The following is a 24,890-nucleotide window of genomic DNA, read 5'->3' on the forward strand; positions in this document are numbered from 1 at the left end:
AAGGCGCGCGCCACACACTATATCCGGAGTTTCTGATGGGTTTCCGCTGCGGGATCGTCGGCCTGCCGAATGTCGGCAAGTCCACCCTGTTCAATGCACTGACCGAGACGCAGGCTGCGCAAGCTGCGAACTATCCGTTTTGCACGATCGAACCGAATGTCGGCCAGGTGTCTGTCCCTGATGAGCGGCTCGAGAAAATCGCCGGGATAGCCAAATCGGCCAAGACTATTCCAACCCAGCTGGCCTTCGTCGACATCGCCGGTCTGGTGAAAGGCGCGAGCAAGGGTGAAGGTCTGGGCAACCAGTTCCTCGGCAATATTCGTGAAGTAGATGCGATCGTTCACGTGCTGCGCTGCTTCGAGGATGACGACATCCAGCATGTAGCCAACAAGGTGGACCCCCTCGCAGATGCCGAGGTGGTCGAGACTGAATTGCTGCTCGCTGATCTGGAGAGCTTGGAGAAGCGCGTGCCGGCAGCGGCCAAGCGTGCCACTGGCGGCGACAAGGAAGCCAAGCTGATGGCCAGCGTGCTGGGCCAGGCGCTGGAACTGCTGAAAGATGGCAAACCAGCCCGCCTCACCGAACCGAAGGATGAGGAAGAGGCGCGGGTTTTCCGTCAGGCTCAATTGTTGACTGCCAAGCCCGTCCTCTACGTGTGCAACGTCGCGGAAGAAGATGCTGCGAAAGGAAACGCGCTTTCGGAACAGGTGTTCGCCAAAGCCGCTGCCGAAGGCGCTGAAGCCGTCGTGGTATCAGCAGCCATCGAAAGCGAACTGGTCGGCATGCCGGAAGAGGACCGCGCAGAATATCTCGCCGAACTCGGACTCGTGGAATCGGGTCTCAGCCGTGTGATCAAGGCAGGGTACAAGCTGCTCGGCCTGCAGACCTTCTTTACAGCCGGCCCGAAGGAATCACGCGCATGGACATTCCCGGCCGGCGCCAAGGCTCCGCAGGCGGCCGGTGAAATCCATACCGATTTCGAGCGCGGCTTTATTCGTGCTGAAACAATTGCGTACGATGACTACGTCGCTCTCGGTGGCGAAAGCGGTGCGCGCGAAGCGGGCAAGCTGCGGCAGGAGGGCAAGGAATACCTCGTGCAGGACGGCGATGTCATGCTTTTCAAATTCAACGTCTGAGAACACCAATGAACCGGATCGCTGCCGCCCTCGCCCTTGGTCTTGCCGCAATTACGAGCGGCTGCGCTACCTATACCGGCGAGCCCGTCGCAAGCGCGGCTATCGAACAGCGTGATCCGGTCACCATTCTCATCGCGATAGATGGATTTCACCCCAGCTATCTGGATCGCGGCTTGACACCCACCCTTTCCCGTCTGACGGCGGATGGCGTCACTGCGCCGATGCGACCGTCCTTTCCCAGCAAGACATTTCCCAACCACTGGACGCTGGTAACGGGTCTCGTCCCCGACCATCATGGCATTATCGCCAACAAGATGGAGGATAAGAGCAGGCCCGGTGAAATCTTTACGATGGCAACGGTCGATCCTTACTGGTGGAGCGAGGCCAAGCCGATCTGGGTGGAAGCGGAAGAGGCAGGGATCCGCAGTGCTGCCATGTTCTGGCCCGGCTCGGCGGTCCCCTGGGGCGGCACCGCGGTTCGCTACGGCCCCGTCACGGATGGCGAGATGGCGAGCGACTGGCAGGCTTTCAGCATGCAGGTTTCGAATACCCAACGGGTCAATGCGGTGCTCGACTGGTTGCGGCGTCCTGCCGACATTCGTCCCGAATTCGTGACCCTGTATTTCGACACCGTCGATAGCGCGGGCCATGATGGCGGTCCCGAAAGCGAAGAGGTGAACCGCGCACTCGCAGACGTGGATCAGCACATCGCAAATCTAGTTTCGGGCCTTCAAACCCTGGGGCAACCAGCCAATCTGGTCATCGTGTCCGATCACGGCATGGCCGCAACAGGGTCGGACAAAGTGGTCGTGCTGGCCGATATCGTCGATCCGTCGCTCTATCGCCTCGTAGAAGGCGGCGCCTATGCCACGTTCGAGCCGACGGAAGGCAACACGGCTGCGCTGGAAGCTGCACTCTTGCGTGAGCACGAGCATATGGAATGCTGGCGCAAGGGGGATATGCCCGCTCGCTTCCAGTATGGCACCCACCGACGTATCCCGCCCTATTTCTGTTTGCCGGATACAGGTTGGACCATCACTCCGACGGCGCCGGAAGGTAGCTGGCACGGCGGCAATCACGGTTTCGATCCCTATTCGCCGGAGATGACGTCGCTATTCATCGTTAATGGTCCAGCCTTTCGGCACGGCACCACGCTCCCTCCTTTTCAGAATACGGCTGTGACGCCGTTGCTTCGCCAGCTACTGGGCCTTCCTCAAGCAGCCAAAACTGACGGCAAACTGTCGGATGTGTCCGGGGCGCTGGTACCCTAATTTACGCACCATCCGGAACGAGCGTCTCATGTCCCCGTTGCCATGCAAAGGTAGTGGGGATGAAACGTGGGTAGCAAGTCTTCTAAATTCAGCACATTGGTGCGCGTCGGCTACTTCAGTCGTGCCATCCTCTATTGCGTTCTCGGCCTGATCGCCCTGACCAGTGCCGGTCGGATCAGTCAGGGTACGAATGGCATCTTCGACGCTATCGAAGAGTTTCCGTTGGGGCATGCCATCCTGTGGTTGATGGTGGTCGGCCTGTTGGCCTATGCCCTGTTTCGCTTCGCCTCGACCTTCTTCGATATCGAAAACCAAGGCAGCGACACCACGGGATGGGCGCATCGTATCGGCCATGCCGGTAGTGCCATCGGTCACCTCGCCCTGGCCTTCTCCGCTTACCAGTTCGCGACTACCGGAAGCGACAATGGTGGCGGGGCGCAGGATGCAGCTTCGGGCATACTTTCCATGCAATTCGGCGGGGCAGCGCTCGGCCTACTAGGCATTGCATTTTTCGCGACTGCTTTTTTTCAGGCGAAGAAGGCGGTGACCGGCAGTTTCATGAACCGGATCAGTCCTGCTGCTCCTTCACAAACACGCTTGCTCGGGGGCATCGGATACGTCGCACGGGCTGTCGTGTTCCTCGTCATCGGGTGGTCGTTGTTTAAAGCCGGGTTCATGTCAGCCGGGGCAGGCCAGATTAAAACGCTGGGCGACGCGGTCGCAGCCCTTGCCGGCGAAGGGATTGCCTTCACCCTTGTCGCGATAGGTGTCTTGGCGTTCGGGATATTCAGTCTGGTGCTCGCGAGGTATCGGACCATTCCCGAGATGAATTTGAACGGGCGCGTTCCCAAGTTCCGTTCATGAATTGAATAATACCCCCTAGGGGTATACATTCTGATTATGTCGAGAACCGCGACCCTGTATCGAATGGTGATGGACAAGCATGTCTGTCCATTCGGTGTGAAATCGAAGTGGCTCCTTGAACGGGAAGGTTTCTCGGTCGATGATCGTTACCTGACCACCCGTGAGGAAACGGATGCCTTCAAGGCAGAACACGGGGTAGAAACCACCCCGCAGACCTTTATCGATGGCAAGCGGATTGGTGGCTACACCGAGCTCCGAGAGCATTTCGGTCACGATAGCGGCGATGCGGAGGGGACAAGCTATCGGCCTGTCATCGCCGTATTCGCAGTCGGCGCTGCATTGGCGATTGCTCTGAGCCTGTTCGTTTTTCAGCTGCCCTTCACCATTCGCACTGCCGAATGGTTTGTCGCCTTTTCGATGGCGATGCTCGCCATGCTGAAACTGCAGGATGTCGAACAGTTTTCCACCATGTTCGTCGGTTATGATCTTCTTGGGCGAAAATGGGTGCCCTACGCCTATGCCTACCCCTACCTGGAAGCGACCGCAGCCATCCTGATGGCGGGCCGTCTTTTGCCTTGGCTATCCATACCCGTTGCCTTGTTCATCGGGACAGTAGGCGCGATCAGCGTTTTCTATGCGGTTTACATCCAGAAGCGCAGCATCAAATGTGCCTGTGTCGGCGGCAGTGCGAACGTGCCGCTGGGTTTCGTTTCCCTGAGCGAAAATCTCGCCATGATCGGCATGGCGATTTGGATGTTGCTTCGTCCGACTTTGTGATCCATTGCAATATGCAATGCAGTTTTACGAAGATCTAGCCGTCGGGCAAAAGCAGGCTTTCGGGCGCTACGAAGTAACGCGTGAAGAAGTGATCGAATTCGCTTCGAAATACGATCCGCAACCTTTCCATCTGGACGACGAGGCTGCTGCTGCGACGCATTTCGGTAGATTGTCTGCCAGTGGCTGGCATACCTGTGCAATGACGATGGCCATGCTGGTCGAGAACCTGAAGGCCAACCGCCAGGCAGGACTCGGCTCGCCCGGCATAGATCAGCTGCGCTGGAAGAAACCCGTTTTTCCCGGTGACACATTGCGCTGTGAAAGTGTCGTCATAGAAAAGCGCCGCAGTGGATCGCGCCCGGAGATGGGAATCTTCAAAAGCTCGCTGACCGTGTTCAATCAGAACGACGAGCCGGTTCTGGAAATGGTGTCCAATGGTTTGATCAGCACGCGCGACCCGGAAGGGAACGACTAGGCTACGCGCCGCATTGGGCAATCCCGCTCTTGCGATACACGACCTGTTCGCTTGCATCCCGGATCGTCAGGGTGGCCGGATAGTCGCTTGTCTCTTCGCCGGACTGTTCGCCCTCGGCCTCATCGAGATCCAGGGTCATCGAATAAGCCGCCCCGTCATATTTGCGGCGCGCGAGATAGGGCAATTCTGAACTGCCCTTGTCGGCTGCAAGCGTGATCAGTTTATCGCCGCGCAGAAAATGACCGGTTTCGGCCATCGCCAGGGCGACCGCAGACATGCCCCCACCGTCCGGTGCAAAACTGCAGCCTGTTCCGTATAATTCGTTCTTCTCGATCTCGCGGTAGCGGATTGGTTCGAGCTGAAGTTCCTCGGGCGGAGGGATGCGGTTAGCCTCCACCTCAGCAACCGCGGCAGCGCGTTCTTCTTCGTTCGGTTCATTCGAACACGCCATCAGCGTCACGGCGAGCAGGACAATTGAAACGCGCATCAGTGCCTTCCGAACAGTTTTTCGACGTCTTCCATCGAGAGTTTGACCCAGGTCGGACGGCCATGATTGCACTGCCCGGACCGCGGTGTCCGCTCCATCTCGCGCAGTAGCGAATTCATTTCATCGACACGCAGGACGCGCCCAGCCCTTACCGACCCATGGCACGCCATGGTGGCAAGCACGAGATCGAGCTTTTCGCCCAGAAGCAATGCCTCCCCGTTCAACGCGAGATCATCATCGATATCACGCAAGAGCTTTTCCGGATCGGTCCGTGCAATGGCATGCGGCAGGCTGCGGACAAGCATCGCGGAAGGGCCGAACCTCTCGATAGCCAAACCATGTTCGGCCAGCTTCGGCGCTGCATCCTCCAGCCTGTCGCAACTCGTTTCGTCCAGTTCGACCACTTCGGGAATAAGCAAGGCCTGGCTGCGTGCCACGGCCTCTTCAGCCCCCGCCTCGCGCAGCCGCTCTAGCACCAGACGCTCGTGCGCTGCGTGCTGATCCACCAGTACGAGACCGTCCTTCGCTTCTGCGACGATGTAGGTGTTCGCCACTTGCCCGCGCGCTATGCCGAGCGGATATTCATCCGTCGCTTGTGTTACCGGCGCAGCTTCTTCGGCGCGTCCCTGCGGCTGCGCCATGACATCGGCCTCGACATCGCGCCATGCGGCACTAGCTTCCGCCACGCGCTGCTGCGGAGCGGACCAGTCCCGACCGCTGAACATGGACCGCAATGCCGCAGCCGGTTCTTCGCGCACCGGTTCCTGCTGCCAGCGCGCCATCGCTCCGGCATCGGGCGATTGTGCACTGCGCTTGTCGCCCGTTGCCAGTGCTTGCCGCAGTCCGGAAACGATAAATCCGCGGACCCCCTGAGCATCACGGAAGCGTACTTCCGATTTGGCCGGGTGGACATTCACATCGACGTCTTCGCAGGGCAGTTCGAGGAACAGCGCCAGCACAGCGTGGCGATCCCGGGCGAGCATGTCGGCATAAGCCCCCCGAACTGCTCCGGTGAGAAGGCGGTCCTTTACCGGCCGCCCATTGACGAAGAGATACTGATGATCGGCAATGCCGCGATTATACGTCGGCAGGCCTGCAATCCCGGTCAGACGCATCGCCCCACGTTCGAGATCGATGGCAACGCCGTTATCCTTGAGTTCGCGTGCTACGAGCTGTGCCACGCGGTTCGCCAGCCCTTCCCCGGCCTGCAAACCGTAAATGCGGCGATCGCCGTGGTCGAGCGTGATCGCAATATCGGGCCGCGCCATGGCAAGTCGCTGCACCACATCCTTGCATGCGGCGTATTCGCTGCGCGGGGTGCGTAGAAATTTGCGCCGCGCGGGAATTTTCCCGAACAGGTTTTCGATTCGCACGCGCGTCCCCGGTGGCAGTGCAGCCGGTCCCTCGTCGCGAATTTCGCCGTGGTCCACCACCCGTTTCCAGCCTTGCTCGGCCCCGTGCGGCCGGCTTTCCAGCGTAAAGCGCGCCACACTGGCGATGCTCGGCAGCGCTTCTCCGCGAAAGCCGAGCGTTGCAACCTGTTCGATTGCTTCGTTCGGCAGTTTAGACGTGGCATGACGTTCTAACGCCAGCGCCATTTCCTCGGGCGACATGCCGCACCCGTCGTCGGTCACTTCGAGACTCGTCAACCCACCGTCGACCAGCTTTATCGCTATCCGGTTTGCGCCAGCATCGATGGCGTTTTCGACCACCTCCTTGAGCGCGGAAGACGGACGCTCCACCACCTCACCGGCGGCAATTCGGTTGACCAGATTCTCGGGCAGGCGGCGTATTTCGGGCATTGATGGGCAATCCTAACGATGAAGCGCCACGATTCCGAGACAGTGCGTTTCGCTATCCCCCATGAGATGCACGGAAATTTTTGGCATTCCCTGCTTAATCTCGCTAAGGCACGGCCACCATATCCCCCCGGAGAGGTGCGAGTGGGCCGCATCCCCCTCGCCTGACCACGCGACAACACGGAAAATCGAGTTAAAATGGGCTTCTGGAACAACATCTTCAAATTCGGCGTGCAGAACATGGCGATCGACCTGGGGACCGCCAATACCCTCGTCTATGTACAGGATCAGGGCATCGTTCTTAACGAGCCGAGCGTCGTCGCCCTCGAGACGATCAACGGTATGAAGCGCGTCAAGGCTGTAGGCGATGATGCGAAAATGATGATGGGCAAAACGCCGGACAGCATCGAAGCCATCCGTCCCCTGCGTGACGGGGTGATCGCCGACCTCGACGTGGCCGAAGAGATGATCAAGCACTTCATCCGCAAGGTGAATGGTCGCAAGAGCCTGATGCGCTATCCGGAAATCACGATCTGTGTTCCGTCGGGTTCCACCTCGGTCGAACGTCGCGCAATCCGCGATGCGGCATCGAATGCTGGCGCATCGCAGGTTTATCTTATTCTCGAACCGATGGCCGCTGCGATCGGCGCCGATATGCCGGTTACGGAACCGGTCGGCAGCATGGTCGTCGACATCGGTGGCGGCACGACCGAAGTCGCCGTCCTTTCCCTGCGTGGCCTTGCCTATACCACGTCGGTTCGTACTGGCGGCGACAAGATGGACGAAGCGATCGTTTCCTATGTCCGCCGACACCACAACCTGCTGATCGGCGACAGCACAGCCGAACGCATCAAGAAAGACTACGCCGTGGCGCGCCCACCGGAAGATGGTGTTGGCGAAAGCATCACCATCAAGGGCCGCGACCTCGTGAACGGTGTGCCCAAGGAAATCACGATCAATCAGGGCCACCTTGCCGAAGCGCTCAATGAACCAATCGGCGCGATCGTCGAAGGCGTGCGTATTGCGCTCGAAAATACTGCACCTGAACTGGCTGCCGATATTGTCGACCAAGGCATCGTGCTGACCGGCGGCGGCGCATTGATCGGCGGGCTCGACGATTACCTGCGCGAAGAAACCGGCTTGCCGGTCACCATTGCCGAAGATCCGCTTTCCTGCGTCGCACTCGGCACCGGTCGTGCAATGGAGGACCCGATCTATCGCGGTGTCCTGATGACGGCGTAGAAAGGCAAAACGGATGGCGCCGATAAGTTCACGGCGCTCGGGGTATTCTCGCAGGGCGCAGTACAATCTTTTTACCGGTTACGTGATCGCGGGCATCGGCGCGCTGATCGGCGCGATCCTGCTCGCCCTGTCGTTTTTTCAACCCCATCTGTTCGGGGGACTCCGCGGGGTCGCGCAGGATGGTGTTTCGCCCGCCACGGAAGCTGCCTCTACTGTTCGTACGGGAAGCAAGGGGTTCTGGGACACGATCAGCGGCTACTACCGGGCGGGGTCCAAAAATGCTGACCTCAAGCGTGAAATGGAAATCGCGCGAATCCGCCTTGCCGAAGCGGAGGCGGTGAAGCGCGAGAACCTTCACCTCAAGGGCTTGCTGAAACTCCAGGACGCTGAACGCGAACCCGTTGCGGTGGCCCGCCTCGTGAGCTCTTCGGCCTCGAGCACGAGACGCTTCGCCTATCTCGGTGCTGGCTCGTCCGAGGGTGTCGAGATCGGTATGCCGGTACGGTCGCCGCGCGGCATTGTTGGCCGGATTCTCGAGGTCGGCAGCGACAGTTCGCGCGTTCTTCTCCTTACGGACACCGAGAGCATCCTCCCGGTCCGCCGCGCCAATGACGAGGTTGTGGCCTTCGCCGAGGGGCGCGGAGATGGGCTGATACGGATCAGGCTTATCAATTTGGGTATCAACCCGCTCAAGCCCGGCGATGTTTTCGTGACCAGCGGCGCTGGCGGATACTACCCTCCCGGAATAGCAGTCGCCATCCTCACGGAAACGACCGATGACGGCGGTGTGGCGCGCATCATCAGCGATCCCGCGGCCACCGACTATGTAAGTGTAGAACCGATCTACGAACCCGAAGCAGTGCTCGGCGCGGAGACGCCGATCGAGCGCGAACTGACCGACTGATGGAACGCAACGACCCGCGTTCACGCAGCGATGCCTATGGCAGCCGGATCAACCGTTCGCATTCCAGCTTGCTGGCAAATGTCGTTCCCTGGGTCAGCATCATCGTCGCCTCGATCCTGCCCATCTTTCCGATTGCTTCGGCTCTCCCGATCATTCCCCCCCTTGGATTGCTGATGCTTCTCGCCTGGCGACTGGTTCGACCGGGCCTGATGCCAATTTGGGCGGGGATGCCCCTTGGTCTGCTCGACGATCTATATAACGGTCAGCCCTTCGGATTTGCGATTTTCACATGGTCTCTGATCATGATCGTAATCGAACTCATTGAAACCCGGCTGCCGTGGCGCACATTCTGGCAGGACTGGTTCACCGCCTGTATATTGATCTTCGGTTATCTCTTGGCAGGCTGGCTGCTTTCAGGTGGCCAACCCACGTTCCATTCTCTTATCGCCCTGATACCGCAGCTAGTGCTTACCATTCTTCTCTTCCCGATCGCCGCACGTCTCGTCGCCATGCTTGACCGCTTCCGCCTTACCAGGTGGAAGGCGCTGTGATGCGTCTACGTAAGCGTGCAAAGCCGAAAGAGGTCGTAACGAAATCGACGCTGGACAATGCGTTCGACAGGCGGACCTTCGTCATCGGCACCGCCATGGGCGGTCTTGGCGTGCTGCTGGCAGCGCGGATGGGATACATCGCAATTGCCGAGAACGAAAAATACGAGCTGGAATCGGAAAGCAATCGGGTCAACCTTTCGCTCATCCCGCCCAGGCGCGGCTGGATTCTGGACCGTAATGGCGCACCCCTCGCCTCCAATAGAGCGGATTTTCGCGTCGATATCATTCCCGATCGCACTCCCGACACGGAAGCGACGATCGCTGCCCTTACGAAAATCCTGAACCTCGATGAAAATCAGGCTGCGGATATTCGCAAGCAGGTTTCCGATGGTCCTGGATATCAGCCTGTCGAGATTGCTTCCGGCATAACCTATGACGAATTCGCCGCGGTCAGCGTGAGGTTGCCCGATCTGCCCGGTGTCGTTCCTCAGCGCGGTTTCTCGCGCTTCTATCCGACAGGGCCCAGCGTAGGCCATCTTATCGGATACGTCGGGACGGCGAATGCCGAAGAATACGCCGAACAGGATCGGAATCCTCTGCTCGTCACACCGGGCTACAAGATCGGCAAGGACGGACTGGAAAAGCAGTACGAGCAGGAACTTCGCGGTGTACCTGGCGCCCGGCGGGTCGAGGTGACGGCATCTGGCCGGATCGTACGGGAACTGGAAACTCGTGAGGATATCCAGGGCGATCCGATCCGGCTTACCATCGATGGACCCCTGCAGGATTATGCCGCACGGCGCATCGGCCTGGAAAGCGGCTCTGTCGTCGTAATGGACTGCGAAACGGGCGACCTCCTGTGCATGGCATCGATGCCTAGCTTCGATCCAAACAGCTTTTCGCAAGGGATCGGGCGCGTCGAATATTCCATGCTGCGCGATGATGAACGCGTGCCGCTGCGAAACAAGGTTCTGAAGGGTCTGTATCCGCCTGGATCGACGGTCAAACCCATGGTGTCCATGGCGTTCATGCGTGAAGGTCTGGACCCGGACGAAACGGTTTTCTGCGGTGGCGGTCTGCGCGTGGGCAATCGCGTATTCCGCTGCTGGAAACGCGGCGGCCACGGCACGGTCAATATGGCCAAGGGCATCTACCAGTCGTGCGACGTCTATTACTATCACTTCGCTCAGCGTATCGGCATGGATCCCATTGCTGCCATGGCGCAGCGCTGCGGAATGGGGCAGGAATTCCCCCTCCCCGTCGCCAGCCAATTCTATGGCACCGTGCCGTATCCCGCCTGGAAGGAAGAGAAATACGGGCGCCCCTGGCAGGCATTCGACACCGTCAACGCGACCATCGGGCAAGGCTACATGCTGGCCAATCCGCTTCAACTGGCAGTGATGTCGGCGCGCCTCGCGACCGGGCGGCACGTTCAGCCCCGGTTGGTAACCTCCACACCGGTCAAAGGTTTCGACGAAGTCGATTTTGCCCCCGAGCACGTGGCTTATGTTCGCCAGGCGATGAGCGATGTCGTCAATGGCCCCGGAACCGCCGGTCGTGCCCGTCTGCCCTTCGACGACATCAAGATGGCGGGCAAGACAGGAACCGCACAGGTCGTGGGCCTGAATTTGTCGGACGGTAAATCGGGGCCATGGAAATACCGCGACCACGGACTTTTCATCTTTTTCGCGCCGTTTGACAAACCAAAATACGCAGGGGCCGTCGTGATCGAGCATGGCGGTGGCTCCGGTTCCGCTTATCCGATCGCGCGCGACGTGATGACCTTTTTGTTCGATCCCGAAAAGGGCATGGAAATGCTTCGCGGCTTCGAGGAACAGTGGGGCGGCACCGCGCAGCAACGGCTCGATGCGAAATACCGCGCCTATGCGGCAGCAGCCGGAGAGGACGTCAAACCCGTTCCGGCCCGCGACGAAGAGATATTCGATCAGGTGGAGGCCGAAGCCCGTCTCGCCGTGCGCAGGCAGGAAAGCCTCGCCGACGAAAAGGTTGATCCGCGTCTCGACACCTCCCTTTCATCCGGACAGGCCAGCGAATGAGCGGGATCGTTCCGGCGCCCATCGCGCGCCAGCCATGGCGAATGCTTTTCCCGCTTTTCGTCCTGATCGGGTTCGGCGCGCTGGTGCTTTTCTCCGCCGCAGCCGGAAGCTGGCAGCCCTATGCCGCCTCGCACATCCTGCGATTTGGTATTTTCCTTGTGATGGCCTTCATTCTGGCCCGCTTCACTCGCGAATGGGCCACGTTTCTGGCATTTCCCATATATGGCATCATTCTGCTGATGCTGGTTGCGGTGGAAGCGATCGGCTTCGTCGGCGGAGGTAGCCAACGCTGGCTGGACCTCGGGTTCATGCAGTTGCAGCCATCGGAATTGATGAAGCCGGCCATCGTCTTGGTGCTTGCGCGGTTCTACTCGTCGCTCCCTGTGGGTATGATCCCGACCTGGCGTGCGCTGATCCCGGCGGGCGGCTTGATCCTTACCCCCGTCGCGCTCGTTCTGTTGCAACCCGATCTGGGGACGTCGCTCGCCATCGTCTTCGGCGGAGCCCTCGTCATGTTCTCCGCAGGCCTCCCCATTCGCTGGTTCATGGGCGCTGGATTGGCTGCGGCAGTTCTTGCACCGGTAGCCTTTTTTGTCGGTTTGCAACCTTACCAGCAGAAGCGCGTCTTCACGTTCCTGGATCCCGAAAGCGATCCGCTGGGTGACGGCTATCACATCACCCAGTCCAAGATCGCCATCGGGTCTGGTGGGTTCTCCGGAAAAGGCTTCAACGAAGGGTCACAGAGCCACCTGCACTACCTGCCGGAACCGCATACCGACTTCATTTTCGCTACCATGGCCGAAGAATGGGGTTTCCTTGGCGGACTTGTGGTCATCGGGGCCTTCGCGCTGATTTTCAGTTGGGGCCTGTCCGTTGCGCGCGCGAGTAACGACCGTTTTGGCAAGCTGATCGCCCTGGGAATGACGGCTACCGTCTTCTTCTATGTCGCGATCAACCTCATGATGGTGATGGGTCTTGCTCCCGTTGTGGGTATCCCCCTGCCCTTCATGAGCCATGGCGGTAGTTCGATGCTCACCAACATGATCTGTCTTGGATCGATCATGATGGTCGACCGGTGGAACCGGAAAGCACCCCGCGCCGGAATCATGCGATAGCCGCACGCTTTCTTGGGCGCGCATCATCAGATTTCGGTGTCGACAGGCTTGCCAAATTACGGGTTCACCTGACCGAATGGCAGGTTTTTCGCATGCGCCAGCAGAGATTGCCTTTAGGGGCTTTTCTTCCCGCAAAACCCCGCTATACGGGCGCCTCCCGAGTCGGGAACGCCTCACTCCACGAGGCAGCGGTACGCCGCAGTGTGGACGCATAGCTCAGTTGGTAGAGCAGCTGACTCTTAATCAGCGGGTCCTAGGTTCGAGCCCTAGTGCGTCCACCACCCCCCCTTCAATGCATTTCTCATCGCCCGAGAGTATTGTCGCATCACATTCAATGTGGTCGAGATACTGGACATCACATCGAAATGTGATACCGATCAACGCATGAACACGATTGAAAAAGTTCGTACGCTGGTATCGCAGGGCCTGATGACCCGCGCTGGTCTCGCCCGAGCCGCCGGCCTTCACGCCAACACGCTACGCGATTGCGGCGACGATAGTTGGAACCCAACCACAGAAACGCTTGCCAAGCTCGAAGCCTTTCTGGAAGCCAATGACGAGACGCGGGTGATCGTCGGCGCCGAGGAAATCATCAACGAAGCCCGCAACGGGCGGATGTACATCCTCGTGGACGACGAGGATCGCGAGAACGAAGGCGATCTCATCATTCCGGCCCAGATGGCCACGCCCAGCGCCATCAATTTCATGGCGACCCACGGACGCGGGCTGATCTGTTTGTCGTTGGACCGCAAACGGGTGGAAGCGCTTGGCCTGCAGCCAATGAGCCGCGATAATCGTGAAAGCATGCAGACCGCTTTCACGACCTCGATCGAGGCTAAGGAAGGCGTCACCACCGGGATCAGCGCTGCCGACCGGGCACGCACGGTTACTGTTGCGATCGATTCCAGCAAGGGCCCGGACGATATCGTCACCCCGGGCCACGTATTTCCGCTCGCTGCCCGCGATGGCGGCGTGCTTGTCCGCGCAGGACACACCGAAGCCGCAGTGGACATCTCCCGCCTCGCCGGCCTCAATCCCTCGGGCGTGATCTGCGAGATCATGAACGAAGACGGGACCATGGCCCGCCTCGACGATTTGATCAGCTTCGCGCGCAAGCATGATATGAAGATCGGTACCATCCGCGATCTCATCGAATATCGGATGCGGTACGATCATCTCGTCGAGCGTATATCCGAGAGCCAGTTTCAATCCGACTATGGCGGCGACTGGAAACTGATGACCTATCGCAACACCATCGACGGAAGCGAGAGTTACGTGCTGCAGAAAGGCCAGGTCGTCGAAGGTGAGCCAACTTTGGCCCGCGTGCATCCCATTTCGATTTTCGATGATTTACTGGGTAAGCCCGGGCCGCGCAAACGCACTCTTCAGCGCGCGATGCAGGTTGTCGGCGACCATGGTTCTGGCGTCATCGTCCTGCTGACAGGCCGGCGCGCCGATTGGGGCGATCAGGGGCGAGACGAACAGCGCAATGTCGGCATCGGATCACAAATACTTGCGGATCTGGGTATCGAACAAATGATTCTGCTCAGCAACTCGCAACCGAACGTCGTGGCGATCGAGGGCTACGGCCTCGATATCGTCGATCACATGCCAATCCCGGAGTAACATTTATGGCCCGTTTCCTGATCGTCGAAGCCCGTTTTTACGACCACCTCAACGACATGCTCATTTCCGGCGCTCGGTCGGCTATCGAAGCCGCTGGACACGCGTGTGAAGTGCTGACTGTTCCCGGCGCGCTCGAAGTTCCGGGCGCAATCGCACTAGCTTCGGAGAGCGGCCACTATGATGGCTATGTCGGGATTGGCGTGGTTATTCGCGGCGAAACCTATCATTTTGAAATCGTCGCAGGCGAAAGCGCGCGAGGGATCATGGCTTTGACGATGGACGGTATGGCCATCGGCAACGGGATCCTCACGGTCGAGAATGAGGAACAGGCGCTGGTCCGCGCCGATCCGCAACAAAAGGACAAGGGAGGCGAAGCTGCCAAGGCGGCCTTGGCGCTTTACGATCTGCAGGGAAGGTTCGCGGGCTAAGCGGCGCCGTCGAGAAATTGATCGAGGCCCAGAGGGGAAAAGGGCCCAATGATCAGCTGCTCGAACACCCCGATTCCCTCCGCCCCGTCACTGGCAACGACGTGGACGGGCAATTGGACATGAAGGTTCTCAGGCGCGAGAGGATCGATAGCTGCGAGGTCGATATCCTCCCGCTCGACCTTCAGTCTGCCGTGATAGAGGCCGTGACCCCATTCTGGATGGGTATAGCCAAGGCCGCGCATCTGAAAGCGCCCTAGCGGTTCGAACGTGACCTCTTCAGGTGCTCCGCGTAGCGCCAGGGACAGCGTCCCTCCGGATGGCCAGCGAGTTCCGGAGCGAAGGCGCGTTCGCATGCCGCCGTGCCCCTCCTCTATTTCGGTTACCGAAGCGCCCTCTCTTGCCCACGCAGCGCGGGTGTTCCACGCATTGCCGTGCTGATCATTATTCACGTGAAAGAACAGGCTGCCATTAGGAAAGTTGATCGGCGTCCATTGCCAAAAGAACGCCGGGCCCGGTGATCCGGGAATCGGCTGCGCATCGCGGGCACCGATGGGCCGCACGCCCCAGCTGCGATCGCGGGTCCCCATCGTGCCTGCGGCGAGGTCGCGCTTTGTCCCGTCCACCTCGATCCATCCGGTGTAACGACCGTTCTGGGTGAGACGCGTGTAATCCATGAAGGCGCGCGGACCGATGCGGTGAGTGAACCGTGGCTCCTCGATGGGGAAGGCGCGGCCAGTGAAGATAATGTCTGCGGAAATCCCCTCGAAAGGCTCGAGCCGGATGCGCAGCATGTTCAGCGGCTCTATGATTTCGATGGAAATCGGACCGACCGCCATGACCATGCGTTCCATGCTTAGCTCAGCGCTTGCATGGACGCAGTGTTGAATACCTTCGTGCACGACGTTGAAATGCGCATCGATCACATCGAGATGCGGATATACACCGAGCGCAACGGCAAAGAAGCCGCTGCCATCCGGCGCGTAGCCGTTGAAAAAGTACCGATCGTAGAAATTCCGATCCGTCCCGGCATAAGCGACGGGTTCGGGCGTCTGGTGGATGGGGTAATCGTCACCGCGGCTTAGAACCATTACTACGCCTCCTTCAACGCAGCCATACTTTCGTGGGCAAGTGCCAACGAACACGCGCCGCGCGCCATAGACAGAAAATTCGCGTCGCCGCGCGCGGTCCGTTCGACGAAAGCTGCACTGAAGACGGCTGTCGACACGCCGTGGAGGATGCCGAGCCGGTAATCCATTTCGATGTCGTCGTGGCTAAACACGATTCCCCGCTGGTGCATTTCTGCGCGCCAGAGATCCAGCAAGTCCCTCTCGTGTTCCTGCCAAACAGCCTGCCCCAGTCCACACCCCATGAGGTAACCCACGTCCGTCATCGGTCTGCCGGCAGTCACGGTCTGCCAGTCGAGGATAGCGATACGTTCCCGTCCACCCTTGATGTCGAAGAGCATGTTATCAAGACGGAAGTCGCCATGAACCAGACATTGCGTTGGTGCCTCCCGCTCGAACCATTCCGTACTCGCATCTGCCAGATCGTCGCAGATCCTCATGTATTCGGGTTCTAGGGTTTCGGCGTAACGATCACGGAATACTGCCTGCGCCTGGGGATACATCACCCTCAACTTCGCACGAAGATCGGGTGGCGGCGCGACCCAGGATGCCTCGAGCAAATCCCGTCGGCCCCAGCTAGGCCCGTGAATTGCGGCTGCCTGGCTCATGGCAGCGCGAGCATCGGCTATGCTGCAACTGCTGATCTGGTCGCCTTGCCTTGCCGGGCCGACGTCTTCAAACAACAGGAAGAAATCGCTGCCAGTCTCATCGACTTCGGCGAAGAATATCTGGGGGACACGGACTTCGAGTAGAGCTGCCGCAGATCGGTAAAATTCGACCTCCTTGCGATAAAGGCCCAGCATCGCGGCGGTATTTCTGCTGGCAGTGTCTGCAGCAGGAAACTTCCCCGCAAGGGTCCTCTCGGCCCCTTCGCTCGCGAAATGAAAGCGGACGCTGTCACCTACCTGACCCGTGCCGATGGGTTCCCAGCGGACGGCATCCACCGGCCTGCCCAGTACATTGCCAAGCCACTCGGCCGTCACCCCATCCGGATGTACCGGAAATCCTGCCACACCCCTCTCCCACAACGAGCAATGGCGCAACGCTAGCGAGCGTTGAGCGTCCTGACAATTAATCAGAACATGCCCTTCTGCTCACGCAAATGGGAGTAGCTCTTCTGCCCTCAGATCCGGGTGGCCGCCAACAGCTAGCTGCCAATGCGGCCGAAACATTCACGCCCGGCGTAAAATGCGCTGTCGCCCAGTTCTTCCTCGATGCGGATCAACTGATTGTATTTCGCAAGCCGGTCAGAGCGTGCGAGCGAGCCGGTCTTGATCTGACCGCAGTTCGTCGCAACCGCCAAGTCGGCGATCGTCGCATCTTCGGTTTCACCCGACCGGTGCGACATGACCGCTGTATAACCGGCACGGTTTGCGATGCTGACTGCGTCGAGCGTTTCCGAGAGCGTGCCGATCTGGTTGACCTTCACCAGCAGAGAATTCGCAAGACCCTGATCGATTCCTTCGCGAAGGCGCTGGGGGTTCGTGACGAACAGATCGTCGCCGACCAGTTGCACGGTGTTGCCGATCCGGTCGGTCAAGGCCTTCCAGCCTTCGAAATCGTCTTCCGCCATACCGTCTTCTATCGAACGGATGGGATAATCGCGGCACAGCTTATCGAGATATTCGGCCATCTCATGACCGTCGAGCGACAGGCTCTCGCCGGAAATTTCGTACTTGCCGTCCTTGAAGAATTCGGTCGACGCGCAGTCGAGCGCCAGTGCGATATCCTCACCTGGTTTGAACCCGGCCTGCTCGATAGACGCCATGATGAAGTCCAGTGCATCGCGCGTGCTGGCGAGATCGGGGGCGAAACCACCTTCGTCGCCGACGGCTGTGGCCAAGCCCTTTTCATGCAGCTTCTTCTTCAGGGTGTGGAACACCTCGGCGCCCCAGCGCACGGCTTCGGTCAGGCTGTCCGCACCGATCGGCATCACCATGAATTCCTGGATATCGATCGGGTTGTCTGCGTGCTCGCCGCCATTGATGATGTTCATCATCGGCACGGGAAGAACATGCGCGGATACGCCGCCGATGTAGCTATAGAGCGGAAGACCGCGGGCATTCGCTGCAGCCTTCGCCACCGCCATGCTCGTACCGAGGATCGCGTTCGCCCCGATGCGGCCCTTGTTCGGCGTTCCATCGAGGGCGATCATGGACAGATCGATGTCGCGCTGGTCTTCGGCATCGAATGCACCGACCAGCAAATCCCTGAGTTCGGTGTTCACGGCGCCGACGGCCTGGGTCACGCCCTTGCCGAGATAGCGATCCTTGTCCCCGTCACGCAGTTCGACCGCTTCGTGGGCGCCGGTGGACGCTCCGCTGGGAACGGCGGCGCGGCCGAAACTGCCGTCGTCCAGCAACACATCGACTTCGACGGTTGGATTGCCCCTCGAATCGAGAATTTCGCGGGCATGGATGTCGATAATCGCGGTCATGGGTCAAAGCGCTCCGGGCAAAGGTGTTGTAATGGGCTATAACACCCCCAGATGGGGAGTCGGCAGCGCTCTATTCGCCGGAACATTGGCGCGCAAGTTGCGTTGCACCATCGAAGGCGAATTCGCCGGACGAATACGAATTGAGGGCAAGGACGAGTACTATGGCTGAAACCACACCAGACGGCATACCAACCAAGCGCAAAGCCTCTGCCGCAAAGAAACCAGCATCAAGCAAAACGACAACCGCCAGCAAGCCGCGCAAGACCGTGGCGAAGAAAGGCGTAGCCAAGGAGACTGCTCCCGTGACCAATACCGCCACCAACACCACCGCCTCGAGCAACCGCACCGAAGCCAAGTCGCGCTTCAACGCCGCACTGGAAGAAGCCAAGGCCGGCGCCGCAGCGCTCAAGGCCGAAGGCAAGGACCGCGCAGCAGCTTATCGCGACCAAGCTCGCCACAAGGGCGACGACTGGGTCAGCGAAGCCAAGGCCTATGGTGAAGACGCCAAGGTCAAGGGCCGCGAACTCGCTACCGAAGGTAAGGTGAAGGCTGGCGAAGGCCTGCGTTCGCTCAGCAAGCTGGTCAATGAAAACGCGCATCAGGTCGATGAACGGCTCGGCGCCAAATACGGCGATTATGCCCGCAGCGCGTCCAAATCGATCGACGGTTACGCCAGCAAGCTCGACGAAAAGAGCGTCGACGACCTGGTAGAAGACGGCCGCGAATTCGTTCGCAAGAGCCCCGGCAAGGCGCTGGGAATTGCGGCGGTCGTCGGCTTCATGCTTTCGCGCCTCTTCCGCGGCTCGCGCTAAGCGAGTGGCGTCGGGGGCAGAAATGCGGGACGATGATAACGAGCGGGCCGAGGGTTATCCCGGCCCGCTCGATTTACCTGACGGACACGGCGCTCCTGATACGGATGAACCGGAGGCGCGCCAATTCTCACTGACGGACGATGTGCTGGCACTGTTCGAAGACGGCAAGACCTATGCCGAAGCCGAATTGCGTTTCCAGAAAAGCCGCGCGGGGTTTGTGGGCAATCGCGTCAAGAGCGCGCTGATCTACATCTTTGCCGCGTTCGGCATGTTTCATCTCGCCCTGATCGCGGCGACGGTTGGTCTCGTTCTGGCTCTCATACCCATTACCGGACCGCTGGGTGCCACGCTGATCGTCACTATCAGCCTTGTCGTAATCGGCTTGATCATGCTGCGCCTTCTCAAAGGCCGGATCGACGATATCCGCGACGCTTTCGAAGGGGACGATGAATGACTTCTCGCCGAATGCGAATGCTGGAAGACAAGCATCTGCGCGATTCCGCGCGCGCGTTGATCGATGCCGATATCAAGACGCTCAAATCCAACTTTGCGCACAAGGGCTTGGGTGAACGTGCGCTCGACCGCGTGCGCGAAGGCGCGACGGACCTCTACGACGAAGCCCTCGATGTCGCCGAAGACAACAAGGGCGCGCTCGCCGCGCTGATCGCTGCGATAGTGGTCTGGTTCGCCCGTCACCCCATCTTGGAATTGTTCGGTATCGATACCGACGCCGATGACGAAGATGACGGATATTACCCCCAGTCGGAACATTAACCCTTCCAGGGCCGTTGGTCTGACGAACGCGAAATCCGGAGATTAATCATGGCCAAAGCAGCCAAGAACAATGTCACCCCCATCAGCGCCGACAGCAATCTGAGCGACGAACAGAAGCGTGAAGAGCTTCGTGCGCGCATCGATGCTGGCGAACAGCGCATCCAGGAACGCTCGCTTGCCGATCAGGCGCGCGATGCTGCCGACAGTGCGCTTGAATTCACCAAGCGCCACCCGTTCGCCGTCGTTGGCGGTGTGCTTGTCGCAGGTCTTGCCATCGGTGCAATGACGCGGCGCGGCCGCAATCTCGGCCGCCGCGGCGGTATGTTCGCCGGCCTGGCTGCCGATGCAGTCATGGCCTATGGTGCCCGCATGATGGACAGCGTGGCCAGCGGCGCACAATATGCGGGCGATCGCTTCGAAGATTTCGGCGATAATGCAGCCACTGCGGCTCGCGGTCTTCGCCGTGACACCTCCTACAAGCTGGACGTTGCAGGCGATGCCCTGCGCAGTTCGCGCCGCAAGGCAGGCCGCAAGGGCAGCCGGGCCTATCGTTCGCTACGCACGCGTCTGAAATACTGAACAACAGCGATCCTGCATCGCAGGATGACCGAGCGGCGCGACAGGCTTGCCTGTGGCGCCGCTTTCGCTATGTGGCGCAACCATCCTCCCTCCCCATCGAGAAAGTCAGAAAATGGAAGAAAAAGAGAGCAAACAGGCGCTCTATCTGGTCATGGGCGGCCGGGTCACCGATCCCCGCAACGTAACCTTCAGCGATCCGGAAAGCATTCACGTTGCCGGCGTGTTCAGCAGCTATGAAAATGCCGTGGAAGCGTGGCGCTCGAATGCCCAGCGCACGGTCGACGATGCGGAAATGAAATACGTCATCGTCCACCTTCACAAACTGCTCGATCCGGAAGCCTGATCAGGCAGACAGGCCGTAATAATCCAATCCCGCAGCTCGCGAGTGGACGGGACGATTGCAGCCGAATATCGAGAGTTCACCATCGCCCATCTGCATCGGGCTTCCCCGATTTGCAGTTGGGCGACGGAAAATCTCGTCAGATGAATTCGATCTTGTCGATCAGGTAGAACTTGTCGCCGGAAGGTACAGTCACTTCGACCTCTTCTTCGAGCTGCTTGCCGATCAGCGCACGGCCGATCGGTGAATTGTAGCTGATCCGGCCCTTTGCGGCATCGGCTTCTGTCTGGCCGACGATCTGGTACCGCACCGGCTTGTCGTTCTCGTCCAGCAGGGTCACGGTCGCCCCGAAGATAACCTTGTCGCCCGACAGCGTCGTCGGATCGATGATCTGCGCGCGGCTGATCTTGTCTTCAAGGTCGCCGATCATGGCCTCGACCTGGCCCTGGCGCTCCTTGGCAGCGTGGTATTCGGCGTTTTCCGACAGGTCGCCATGCGCCCGAGCTTCCTCGATCGCGTCGACGATCAGCGGTCGTTCCGCCCGCAGGGCTTTGAGATCTGCCGTGAGCTTTTCATAACCCTCGGCCAGCATCGGCACTTTTTCCATAGGACCCCTTGCCCTTCCTGTTCATGCTCACCCTCGGGACAATTCAAACCCGGTCCGCCGATTTGCGGAACCCAGGCGGTTCGAATGTATGGAGGAGCAGGCGTATTCTTCGTCAGCTATAATAGTCTTGCAATGAACGCACTTCAAGCTGGTCCGGCGAAACCTCTGCTATCGCCTGCGCAACGGCGAGCGAGGCAGCGGCCGTCGTATAGTATGGCAGCTTCTTTTCCAGCGCCGCCTCGCGGATGGATTTGCTGTCCAGCAACGACTGCCAGCCTTCGGTGGTGTTGAAGATCAACTGGACTTCGCCATCGATGATCGCATCCACGATGTGGGGCCGTCCCTCGGCAACCTTGTTGACCAGTTCGACCTTCAGCCCCTGATCGGCGAGGTAGCGCTGCGTCCCGCCGGTTGCGATGACGCGGAACCCCTTGTCCAGCAGGGTCTGCACCGCCGGCACGATCAGCGCCTTGTCGCTGTCCTTCACCGATACGAACAGCGTTCCCGACTGCGGCGGTTTCATTCCCGCGCCCAATTGGGATTTGAGGAAGGCGGCCGCGAAACTGCGGTCGATACCCATTACTTCGCCGGTCGACTTCATTTCCGGTGAAAGCACCGGATCGGCACCGGGGAAGCGAGCGAAGGGGAACACGGCTTCTTTAACAGCCATGTGATTGGGGTTGAGGTCGAACGGCTCGAAACTGGTCAGCGGCTGGCCTGCCATGACCAGTGCCGCCACTTTGGCGATTGGGCGACCGATGGCCTTGGCCACGAATGGCACGGTACGGCTGGCGCGCGGGTTCACCTCGATCAGATAGACCTCGCCCTCCTTTACCGCGAACTGCACGTTCATCAGACCGCGGACCTGCAACGCCCTGGCTAGGTCGATCGCCTGACGTTCCATTTCGGCGATGATGTCGCCGGAAAGGCTATAAGGCGGGAGGGTGCAGGCACTGTCGCCGGAATGCACGCCGGCTTCCTCGATATGCTGCATCACGCCCGCAATGCGAACCTCGTCGCCGTCCGATACCACGTCGACATCGCATTCGATGGCGTCGCGCAGATACTGGTCGACCAACACGGGGCTGTCGCCCGACACATTCACCGCGGTGTTGATGTAATCGTCGAGCTGGGCCTCGCTGTCGACGATTTCCATCGCCCTTCCCCCCAATACGTAACTGGGGCGCAGCAGCACCGGATAGCCGATGCGCGCGGCAACGGCTGCCGCCTCATCACGGCTCTTGGCGATGCCGTTCATCGGCTGCTTCAGCTTCAGATTGTTGACCAGCTTGGCAAAGCGCTCGCGGTCCTCGGCAAGATCGATCGCGTCCGGTGATGTCCCCAGGATCGGGATGCCTTCGCGTTCCAGCGCGGCGGCCAGTTTCAGCGGGGTCTGCCCGCCGAACTGGACGATCACGCCCACGACTTCACCCTTGGACATTTCGACGCGCATGATCTCCAGCACGTCTTCTTCGGTCAGCGGCTCGAAATAGAGCCGGTCGGACGTATCGTAATCGGTCGAAACCGTTTCCGGGTTGCAGTTGACCATGATCGTCTCGAACCCGGCTTCTGCCAGCGCGAAACACGCGTGGACGCAGCAGTAATCGAATTCGATACCCTGCCCGATGCGGTTCGGCCCGCCGCCCAGAATGACGATCTTCTTGCGGTCGCTGGGATCGGCCTCGTCTTCGGCCTCGCCAAAGCTCGGGGCTTCGTAGGTCGAATACATGTAGGGCGTGATCGCCTCGAATTCGGCAGCACAGCTGTCGATCCGCTTGAACACGGGATAGACGCCCAGCTTGCGACGCAGCTTGCGGACTTCTTCCTCGCTCGTCGCGCCCGCCATGGCGCGCAGCGCGTCATGCAGCAGGCCGGAACGCTTCGCCTGTGTTTCGCCGAGCCCGCCTGCGACGCCCACCGACCGCACGGCCAGCGTGGCAAGCCGCTTGTCGGAAAAGCCCATCGCCTTCAGGCGGCGCATTTCGGCCGCATCATTGGGCAAGCCATTGTGGCCGATCATCTTCTCTTCATAGATGATTGCCTCGATCTGGCGCAGGAACCATGGATCGAAACCGGTGATCTTGGCGATCTCCTCGACCGTGAAATCCTCACGGAAAGCCTGGGCGATCTTGAGAATGCGGTCCGGCGTGCGTTTGGAAAGCGATGCGATCACGATCTCGCGACTCAGCCCTTCGAACTCGGTGATCCGGTTGAACCCGTCCAGCCCGGTTTCCAGACCGCGCAGTGCTTTCTGCATGCTCTCGGCAAAGCACCGGCCGATCGCCATGACTTCGCCGACCGACTTCATCGCGGTCGACAGCTCGTTTTTCGAGCCCTTGAACTTTTCGAAGGCAAAACGCGGTATCTTCGTCACGACGTAGTCGATCGTCGGCTCGAAGCTTGCCGGCGTTGCGCCGGTGATCTCGTTCTGGATCTCGTCCAGTGTGTAACCGACAGCCAGCTTCGCCGCGACGCGCGCGATCGGGAAGCCGGTGGCCTTCGAAGCGAGCGCCGAACTGCGCGATACGCGCGGGTTCATCTCGATCACGATCAGGCGGCCATCCTGCGGATTGACTGCGAACTGTACGTTCGAACCGCCTGTTTCCACGCCGATTTCGCGCAGCACTTCGATGCTGGCGGTGCGCATGATCTGGTATTCTTTGTCGGTCAGTGTCAGCGCCGGTGCGACAGTAATGGAATCGCCCGTATGCACGCCCATCGGATCGACATTCTCGATCGAACAGATGATGATGCAATTGTCCTTGCGGTCGCGCACCACCTCCATTTCGTACTCTTTCCAGCCGAGGAGCGATTCCTCGATCAGGACTTCGGTGGTGGGGGACGCATCCAGACCTTCGCGCACGATGCGGTCGAATTCGGCCTTGTTATAGGCGATGCCGCCGCCCGTCCCGCCAAGTGTAAAGCTTGGGCGGATGATGGCGGGCAGGCCGGTGGTTTCCAGCACCGCGAACGCCTCATCGACCGTATTGGCAACGCCGCTGCGCGCGCTTTCCAGACCGATCTTGTCCATCGCCTCACGGAAGCGCTGGCGGTTCTCGGCCTTGTCGATGGCATCGGCATTGGCGCCGATCATGGTGACGCCGAATTTCTCAAGAACGCCCTGGTTCGCAAGGTCGAGCGCACAATTCAGCGCGGTCTGCCCACCCATCGTCGGCAGCACCGCGTCGGGCCGCTCCTTCTCGATGATTTTCGCGACGATTTCCGGCGTGATCGGCTCGACATAGGTCGCGTCGGCCATTTCCGGATCGGTCATGATCGTCGCGGGATTGGAGTTCACCAGGATGACCCGGTAGCCCTCTTCCTTCAGCGCCTTGATTGCCTGCGTGCCCGAATAGTCGAACTCGCACGCCTGGCCGATAATAATGGGACCTGCGCCAATGACGAGGATCGAGGAGATGTCAGTGCGTTTGGGCATTAGATTTTGGCCATATCGTAAAAGGACACATGCGGAGTGAATGCTCCTG

Annotated in this window: 25 protein-coding genes and 1 tRNA gene; 18 read left to right on the forward strand and 8 right to left on the reverse strand. The window is 59.8% G+C overall.

From position 1 onward, the window contains the following. Nucleotides 1-35: 35 nt before the first annotated feature. From ychF to K3177_RS12200, 5 genes are all read left to right on the forward strand, one after another. Nucleotides 36-1,136 (forward strand): redox-regulated ATPase YchF, encoded by a 1,101-nt coding sequence (ychF, locus tag K3177_RS12180; protein ID WP_103024958.1) that lies wholly within the window; start codon nt 36-38, stop codon nt 1,134-1,136. An 8-nt stretch (nt 1,137-1,144) separates the two neighbouring features. Next, nucleotides 1,145-2,407, forward strand: coding sequence for an alkaline phosphatase family protein (locus tag K3177_RS12185; protein WP_221598460.1), 1,263 nt, complete (start codon nt 1,145-1,147; stop codon nt 2,405-2,407). A 66-nt stretch (nt 2,408-2,473) separates the two neighbouring features. Continuing rightward, nucleotides 2,474-3,271: a DUF1206 domain-containing protein gene (locus K3177_RS12190; RefSeq protein ID WP_221598461.1), complete on the forward strand. Its 798-nt coding sequence runs from the start codon at nt 2,474-2,476 to the stop codon at nt 3,269-3,271. Between the two features lie 36 nt (nt 3,272-3,307). After that, nucleotides 3,308-4,048, forward strand: coding sequence for a MauE/DoxX family redox-associated membrane protein (locus K3177_RS12195; RefSeq protein WP_221598462.1), 741 nt, complete (start codon nt 3,308-3,310; stop codon nt 4,046-4,048). Between the two features lie 16 nt (nt 4,049-4,064). After that, nucleotides 4,065-4,523 (forward strand): MaoC family dehydratase, encoded by a 459-nt coding sequence (locus K3177_RS12200; protein ID WP_221598463.1) that lies wholly within the window; start codon nt 4,065-4,067, stop codon nt 4,521-4,523. Between the two features lies 1 nt (nt 4,524). On the opposite strand, the gene K3177_RS12205 is transcribed toward K3177_RS12200, so the two are convergent. Further along, nucleotides 4,525-5,010, reverse strand: a complete 486-nt coding sequence (locus K3177_RS12205; protein WP_221598464.1) for a hypothetical protein — start codon at nt 5,008-5,010, stop codon at nt 4,525-4,527. After that, entirely contained in the window at nt 5,010-6,812 is a 1,803-nt protein-coding gene (gene mutL / locus K3177_RS12210; protein WP_221598465.1) for a DNA mismatch repair endonuclease MutL, read from the reverse strand. Before mutL ends, K3177_RS12205 begins: the two co-directional genes overlap by 1 nt. 195 nt (nt 6,813-7,007) lie before the next feature. Here mutL and K3177_RS12215 point away from each other — a divergent pair, with 195 nt between their 5' ends. The 8 genes from K3177_RS12215 to ribH all read left to right on the forward strand — a co-directional run bounded on the left by K3177_RS12215 (nt 7,008) and on the right by ribH (nt 14,732). Beyond that, entirely contained in the window at nt 7,008-8,051 is a 1,044-nt protein-coding gene (locus K3177_RS12215; RefSeq protein WP_103024952.1) for a rod shape-determining protein, read from the forward strand. Nucleotides 8,052-8,064: 13 nt separating this feature from the next. Next, nucleotides 8,065-8,955, forward strand: a complete 891-nt coding sequence (gene mreC / locus K3177_RS12220; protein WP_196846202.1) for a rod shape-determining protein MreC — start codon at nt 8,065-8,067, stop codon at nt 8,953-8,955. Then, entirely contained in the window at nt 8,955-9,506 is a 552-nt protein-coding gene (locus K3177_RS12225) for a rod shape-determining protein MreD (RefSeq protein WP_196846203.1), read from the forward strand. Before mreC ends, K3177_RS12225 begins: the two co-directional genes overlap by 1 nt. Continuing rightward, nucleotides 9,506-11,563, forward strand: a complete 2,058-nt coding sequence (gene mrdA / locus K3177_RS12230) for a penicillin-binding protein 2 (RefSeq protein ID WP_221598466.1) — start codon at nt 9,506-9,508, stop codon at nt 11,561-11,563. The genes K3177_RS12225 and mrdA overlap by 1 nt, the downstream gene beginning before the upstream one ends. Next, nucleotides 11,560-12,678: a rod shape-determining protein RodA gene (rodA, locus tag K3177_RS12235; RefSeq protein ID WP_221598467.1), complete on the forward strand. Its 1,119-nt coding sequence runs from the start codon at nt 11,560-11,562 to the stop codon at nt 12,676-12,678. The genes mrdA and rodA overlap by 4 nt, the downstream gene beginning before the upstream one ends. Nucleotides 12,679-12,883: 205 nt before the next feature. After that, nucleotides 12,884-12,959: transfer RNA gene (locus tag K3177_RS12240), tRNA-Lys, on the forward strand. A gap of 103 nt (nt 12,960-13,062) precedes the next feature. Further along, on the forward strand, nt 13,063-14,304 hold the full coding sequence (gene ribB, locus K3177_RS12245) for a 3,4-dihydroxy-2-butanone-4-phosphate synthase (RefSeq protein ID WP_221598468.1): 1,242 nt from the start codon (nt 13,063-13,065) through the stop codon (nt 14,302-14,304). Nucleotides 14,305-14,309: 5 nt separating this feature from the next. Continuing rightward, complete coding sequence (gene ribH / locus K3177_RS12250) at nt 14,310-14,732, forward strand: 6,7-dimethyl-8-ribityllumazine synthase (RefSeq protein ID WP_221598469.1); 423 nt, start codon at nt 14,310-14,312, stop codon at nt 14,730-14,732. Here ribH and K3177_RS12255 read toward each other — a convergent pair. The 4 genes from K3177_RS12255 to K3177_RS15555 form a co-directional block, all read right to left on the reverse strand. Beyond that, nucleotides 14,729-15,820, reverse strand: coding sequence for an Rv3169 family protein (locus K3177_RS12255; RefSeq protein ID WP_221598470.1), 1,092 nt, complete (start codon nt 15,818-15,820; stop codon nt 14,729-14,731). The genes ribH and K3177_RS12255 overlap by 4 nt on opposite strands. A gap of 2 nt (nt 15,821-15,822) precedes the next feature. Continuing rightward, nucleotides 15,823-16,869 (reverse strand): phosphotransferase family protein, encoded by a 1,047-nt coding sequence (locus K3177_RS12260; RefSeq protein WP_221598471.1) that lies wholly within the window; start codon nt 16,867-16,869, stop codon nt 15,823-15,825. 134 nt (nt 16,870-17,003) lie between these two features. Further along, a complete protein-coding gene (gene eno, locus K3177_RS12265) occupies nt 17,004-18,293 on the reverse strand; it encodes a phosphopyruvate hydratase (RefSeq protein WP_196846215.1) in 1,290 nt (429 codons plus the stop codon). A gap of 70 nt (nt 18,294-18,363) precedes the next feature. After that, on the reverse strand, nt 18,364-18,582 hold the full coding sequence (locus tag K3177_RS15555) for a hypothetical protein (protein WP_158246601.1): 219 nt from the start codon (nt 18,580-18,582) through the stop codon (nt 18,364-18,366). A 13-nt stretch (nt 18,583-18,595) separates the two neighbouring features. Here K3177_RS15555 and K3177_RS12270 point away from each other — a divergent pair, with 13 nt between their 5' ends. The 5 genes from K3177_RS12270 (at nt 18,596) to K3177_RS12290 (ending at nt 20,801) form a co-directional block, all read left to right on the forward strand. Further along, nucleotides 18,596-19,105, forward strand: a complete 510-nt coding sequence (locus K3177_RS12270) for a hypothetical protein (protein ID WP_103023488.1) — start codon at nt 18,596-18,598, stop codon at nt 19,103-19,105. 22 nt (nt 19,106-19,127) lie between these two features. Beyond that, a complete protein-coding gene (locus tag K3177_RS12275) occupies nt 19,128-19,559 on the forward strand; it encodes a phage holin family protein (RefSeq protein ID WP_221598472.1) in 432 nt (143 codons plus the stop codon). After that, nucleotides 19,556-19,879 (forward strand): hypothetical protein, encoded by a 324-nt coding sequence (locus K3177_RS12280; protein WP_221598473.1) that lies wholly within the window; start codon nt 19,556-19,558, stop codon nt 19,877-19,879. Before K3177_RS12275 ends, K3177_RS12280 begins: the two co-directional genes overlap by 4 nt. 48 nt (nt 19,880-19,927) lie before the next feature. Beyond that, nucleotides 19,928-20,458, forward strand: a complete 531-nt coding sequence (locus K3177_RS12285; protein ID WP_221598474.1) for a hypothetical protein — start codon at nt 19,928-19,930, stop codon at nt 20,456-20,458. Between the two features lie 112 nt (nt 20,459-20,570). Then, nucleotides 20,571-20,801 (forward strand): DUF4170 domain-containing protein, encoded by a 231-nt coding sequence (locus tag K3177_RS12290; RefSeq protein ID WP_103023413.1) that lies wholly within the window; start codon nt 20,571-20,573, stop codon nt 20,799-20,801. Nucleotides 20,802-20,937: 136 nt separating this feature from the next. Here K3177_RS12290 and greA read toward each other — a convergent pair whose 3' ends face one another. Both greA and carB read right to left on the reverse strand, forming a co-directional pair. Continuing rightward, on the reverse strand, nt 20,938-21,405 hold the full coding sequence (gene greA, locus K3177_RS12295; protein WP_103023412.1) for a transcription elongation factor GreA: 468 nt from the start codon (nt 21,403-21,405) through the stop codon (nt 20,938-20,940). A gap of 112 nt (nt 21,406-21,517) precedes the next feature. Next, nucleotides 21,518-24,841, reverse strand: coding sequence for a carbamoyl-phosphate synthase large subunit (gene carB / locus K3177_RS12300; RefSeq protein ID WP_221598475.1), 3,324 nt, complete (start codon nt 24,839-24,841; stop codon nt 21,518-21,520). Nucleotides 24,842-24,890 lie beyond the last annotated feature (49 nt).

This window comes from Qipengyuania pacifica (assembly GCF_019711555.1).
GTDB lineage: Bacteria > Pseudomonadota > Alphaproteobacteria > Sphingomonadales > Sphingomonadaceae > Qipengyuania > Qipengyuania pacifica.

Coding starts and splice junctions, on each gene's coding strand:
- K3177_RS12225 (WP_196846203.1), top strand. CDS start 8,955: ATGGAACGCAACGACCCGCGTTCACGCAGCGATGCCTATGGCAGCCGG.
- ribB (WP_221598468.1), top strand. CDS start 13,063: ATGAACACGATTGAAAAAGTTCGTACGCTGGTATCGCAGGGCCTGATG.
- K3177_RS12280 (WP_221598473.1), top strand. CDS start 19,556: ATGACTTCTCGCCGAATGCGAATGCTGGAAGACAAGCATCTGCGCGAT.
- eno (WP_196846215.1), bottom strand. CDS start 18,293: ATGACCGCGATTATCGACATCCATGCCCGCGAAATTCTCGATTCGAGG.
- mutL (WP_221598465.1), bottom strand. CDS start 6,812: ATGCCCGAAATACGCCGCCTGCCCGAGAATCTGGTCAACCGAATTGCC.
- K3177_RS12215 (WP_103024952.1), top strand. CDS start 7,008: ATGGGCTTCTGGAACAACATCTTCAAATTCGGCGTGCAGAACATGGCG.
- mreC (WP_196846202.1), top strand. CDS start 8,065: ATGGCGCCGATAAGTTCACGGCGCTCGGGGTATTCTCGCAGGGCGCAG.
- ychF (WP_103024958.1), top strand. CDS start 36: ATGGGTTTCCGCTGCGGGATCGTCGGCCTGCCGAATGTCGGCAAGTCC.
- K3177_RS12290 (WP_103023413.1), top strand. CDS start 20,571: ATGGAAGAAAAAGAGAGCAAACAGGCGCTCTATCTGGTCATGGGCGGC.
- K3177_RS12185 (WP_221598460.1), top strand. CDS start 1,145: ATGAACCGGATCGCTGCCGCCCTCGCCCTTGGTCTTGCCGCAATTACG.
- K3177_RS12205 (WP_221598464.1), bottom strand. CDS start 5,010: ATGCGCGTTTCAATTGTCCTGCTCGCCGTGACGCTGATGGCGTGTTCG.
- K3177_RS12275 (WP_221598472.1), top strand. CDS start 19,128: ATGCGGGACGATGATAACGAGCGGGCCGAGGGTTATCCCGGCCCGCTC.
- carB (WP_221598475.1), bottom strand. CDS start 24,841: ATGCCCAAACGCACTGACATCTCCTCGATCCTCGTCATTGGCGCAGGT.
- K3177_RS12285 (WP_221598474.1), top strand. CDS start 19,928: ATGGCCAAAGCAGCCAAGAACAATGTCACCCCCATCAGCGCCGACAGC.
- mrdA (WP_221598466.1), top strand. CDS start 9,506: ATGCGTCTACGTAAGCGTGCAAAGCCGAAAGAGGTCGTAACGAAATCG.
- greA (WP_103023412.1), bottom strand. CDS start 21,405: ATGGAAAAAGTGCCGATGCTGGCCGAGGGTTATGAAAAGCTCACGGCA.
- K3177_RS12255 (WP_221598470.1), bottom strand. CDS start 15,820: ATGGTTCTAAGCCGCGGTGACGATTACCCCATCCACCAGACGCCCGAA.
- rodA (WP_221598467.1), top strand. CDS start 11,560: ATGAGCGGGATCGTTCCGGCGCCCATCGCGCGCCAGCCATGGCGAATG.
- ribH (WP_221598469.1), top strand. CDS start 14,310: ATGGCCCGTTTCCTGATCGTCGAAGCCCGTTTTTACGACCACCTCAAC.
- K3177_RS12195 (WP_221598462.1), top strand. CDS start 3,308: ATGTCGAGAACCGCGACCCTGTATCGAATGGTGATGGACAAGCATGTC.
- K3177_RS12200 (WP_221598463.1), top strand. CDS start 4,065: ATGCAGTTTTACGAAGATCTAGCCGTCGGGCAAAAGCAGGCTTTCGGG.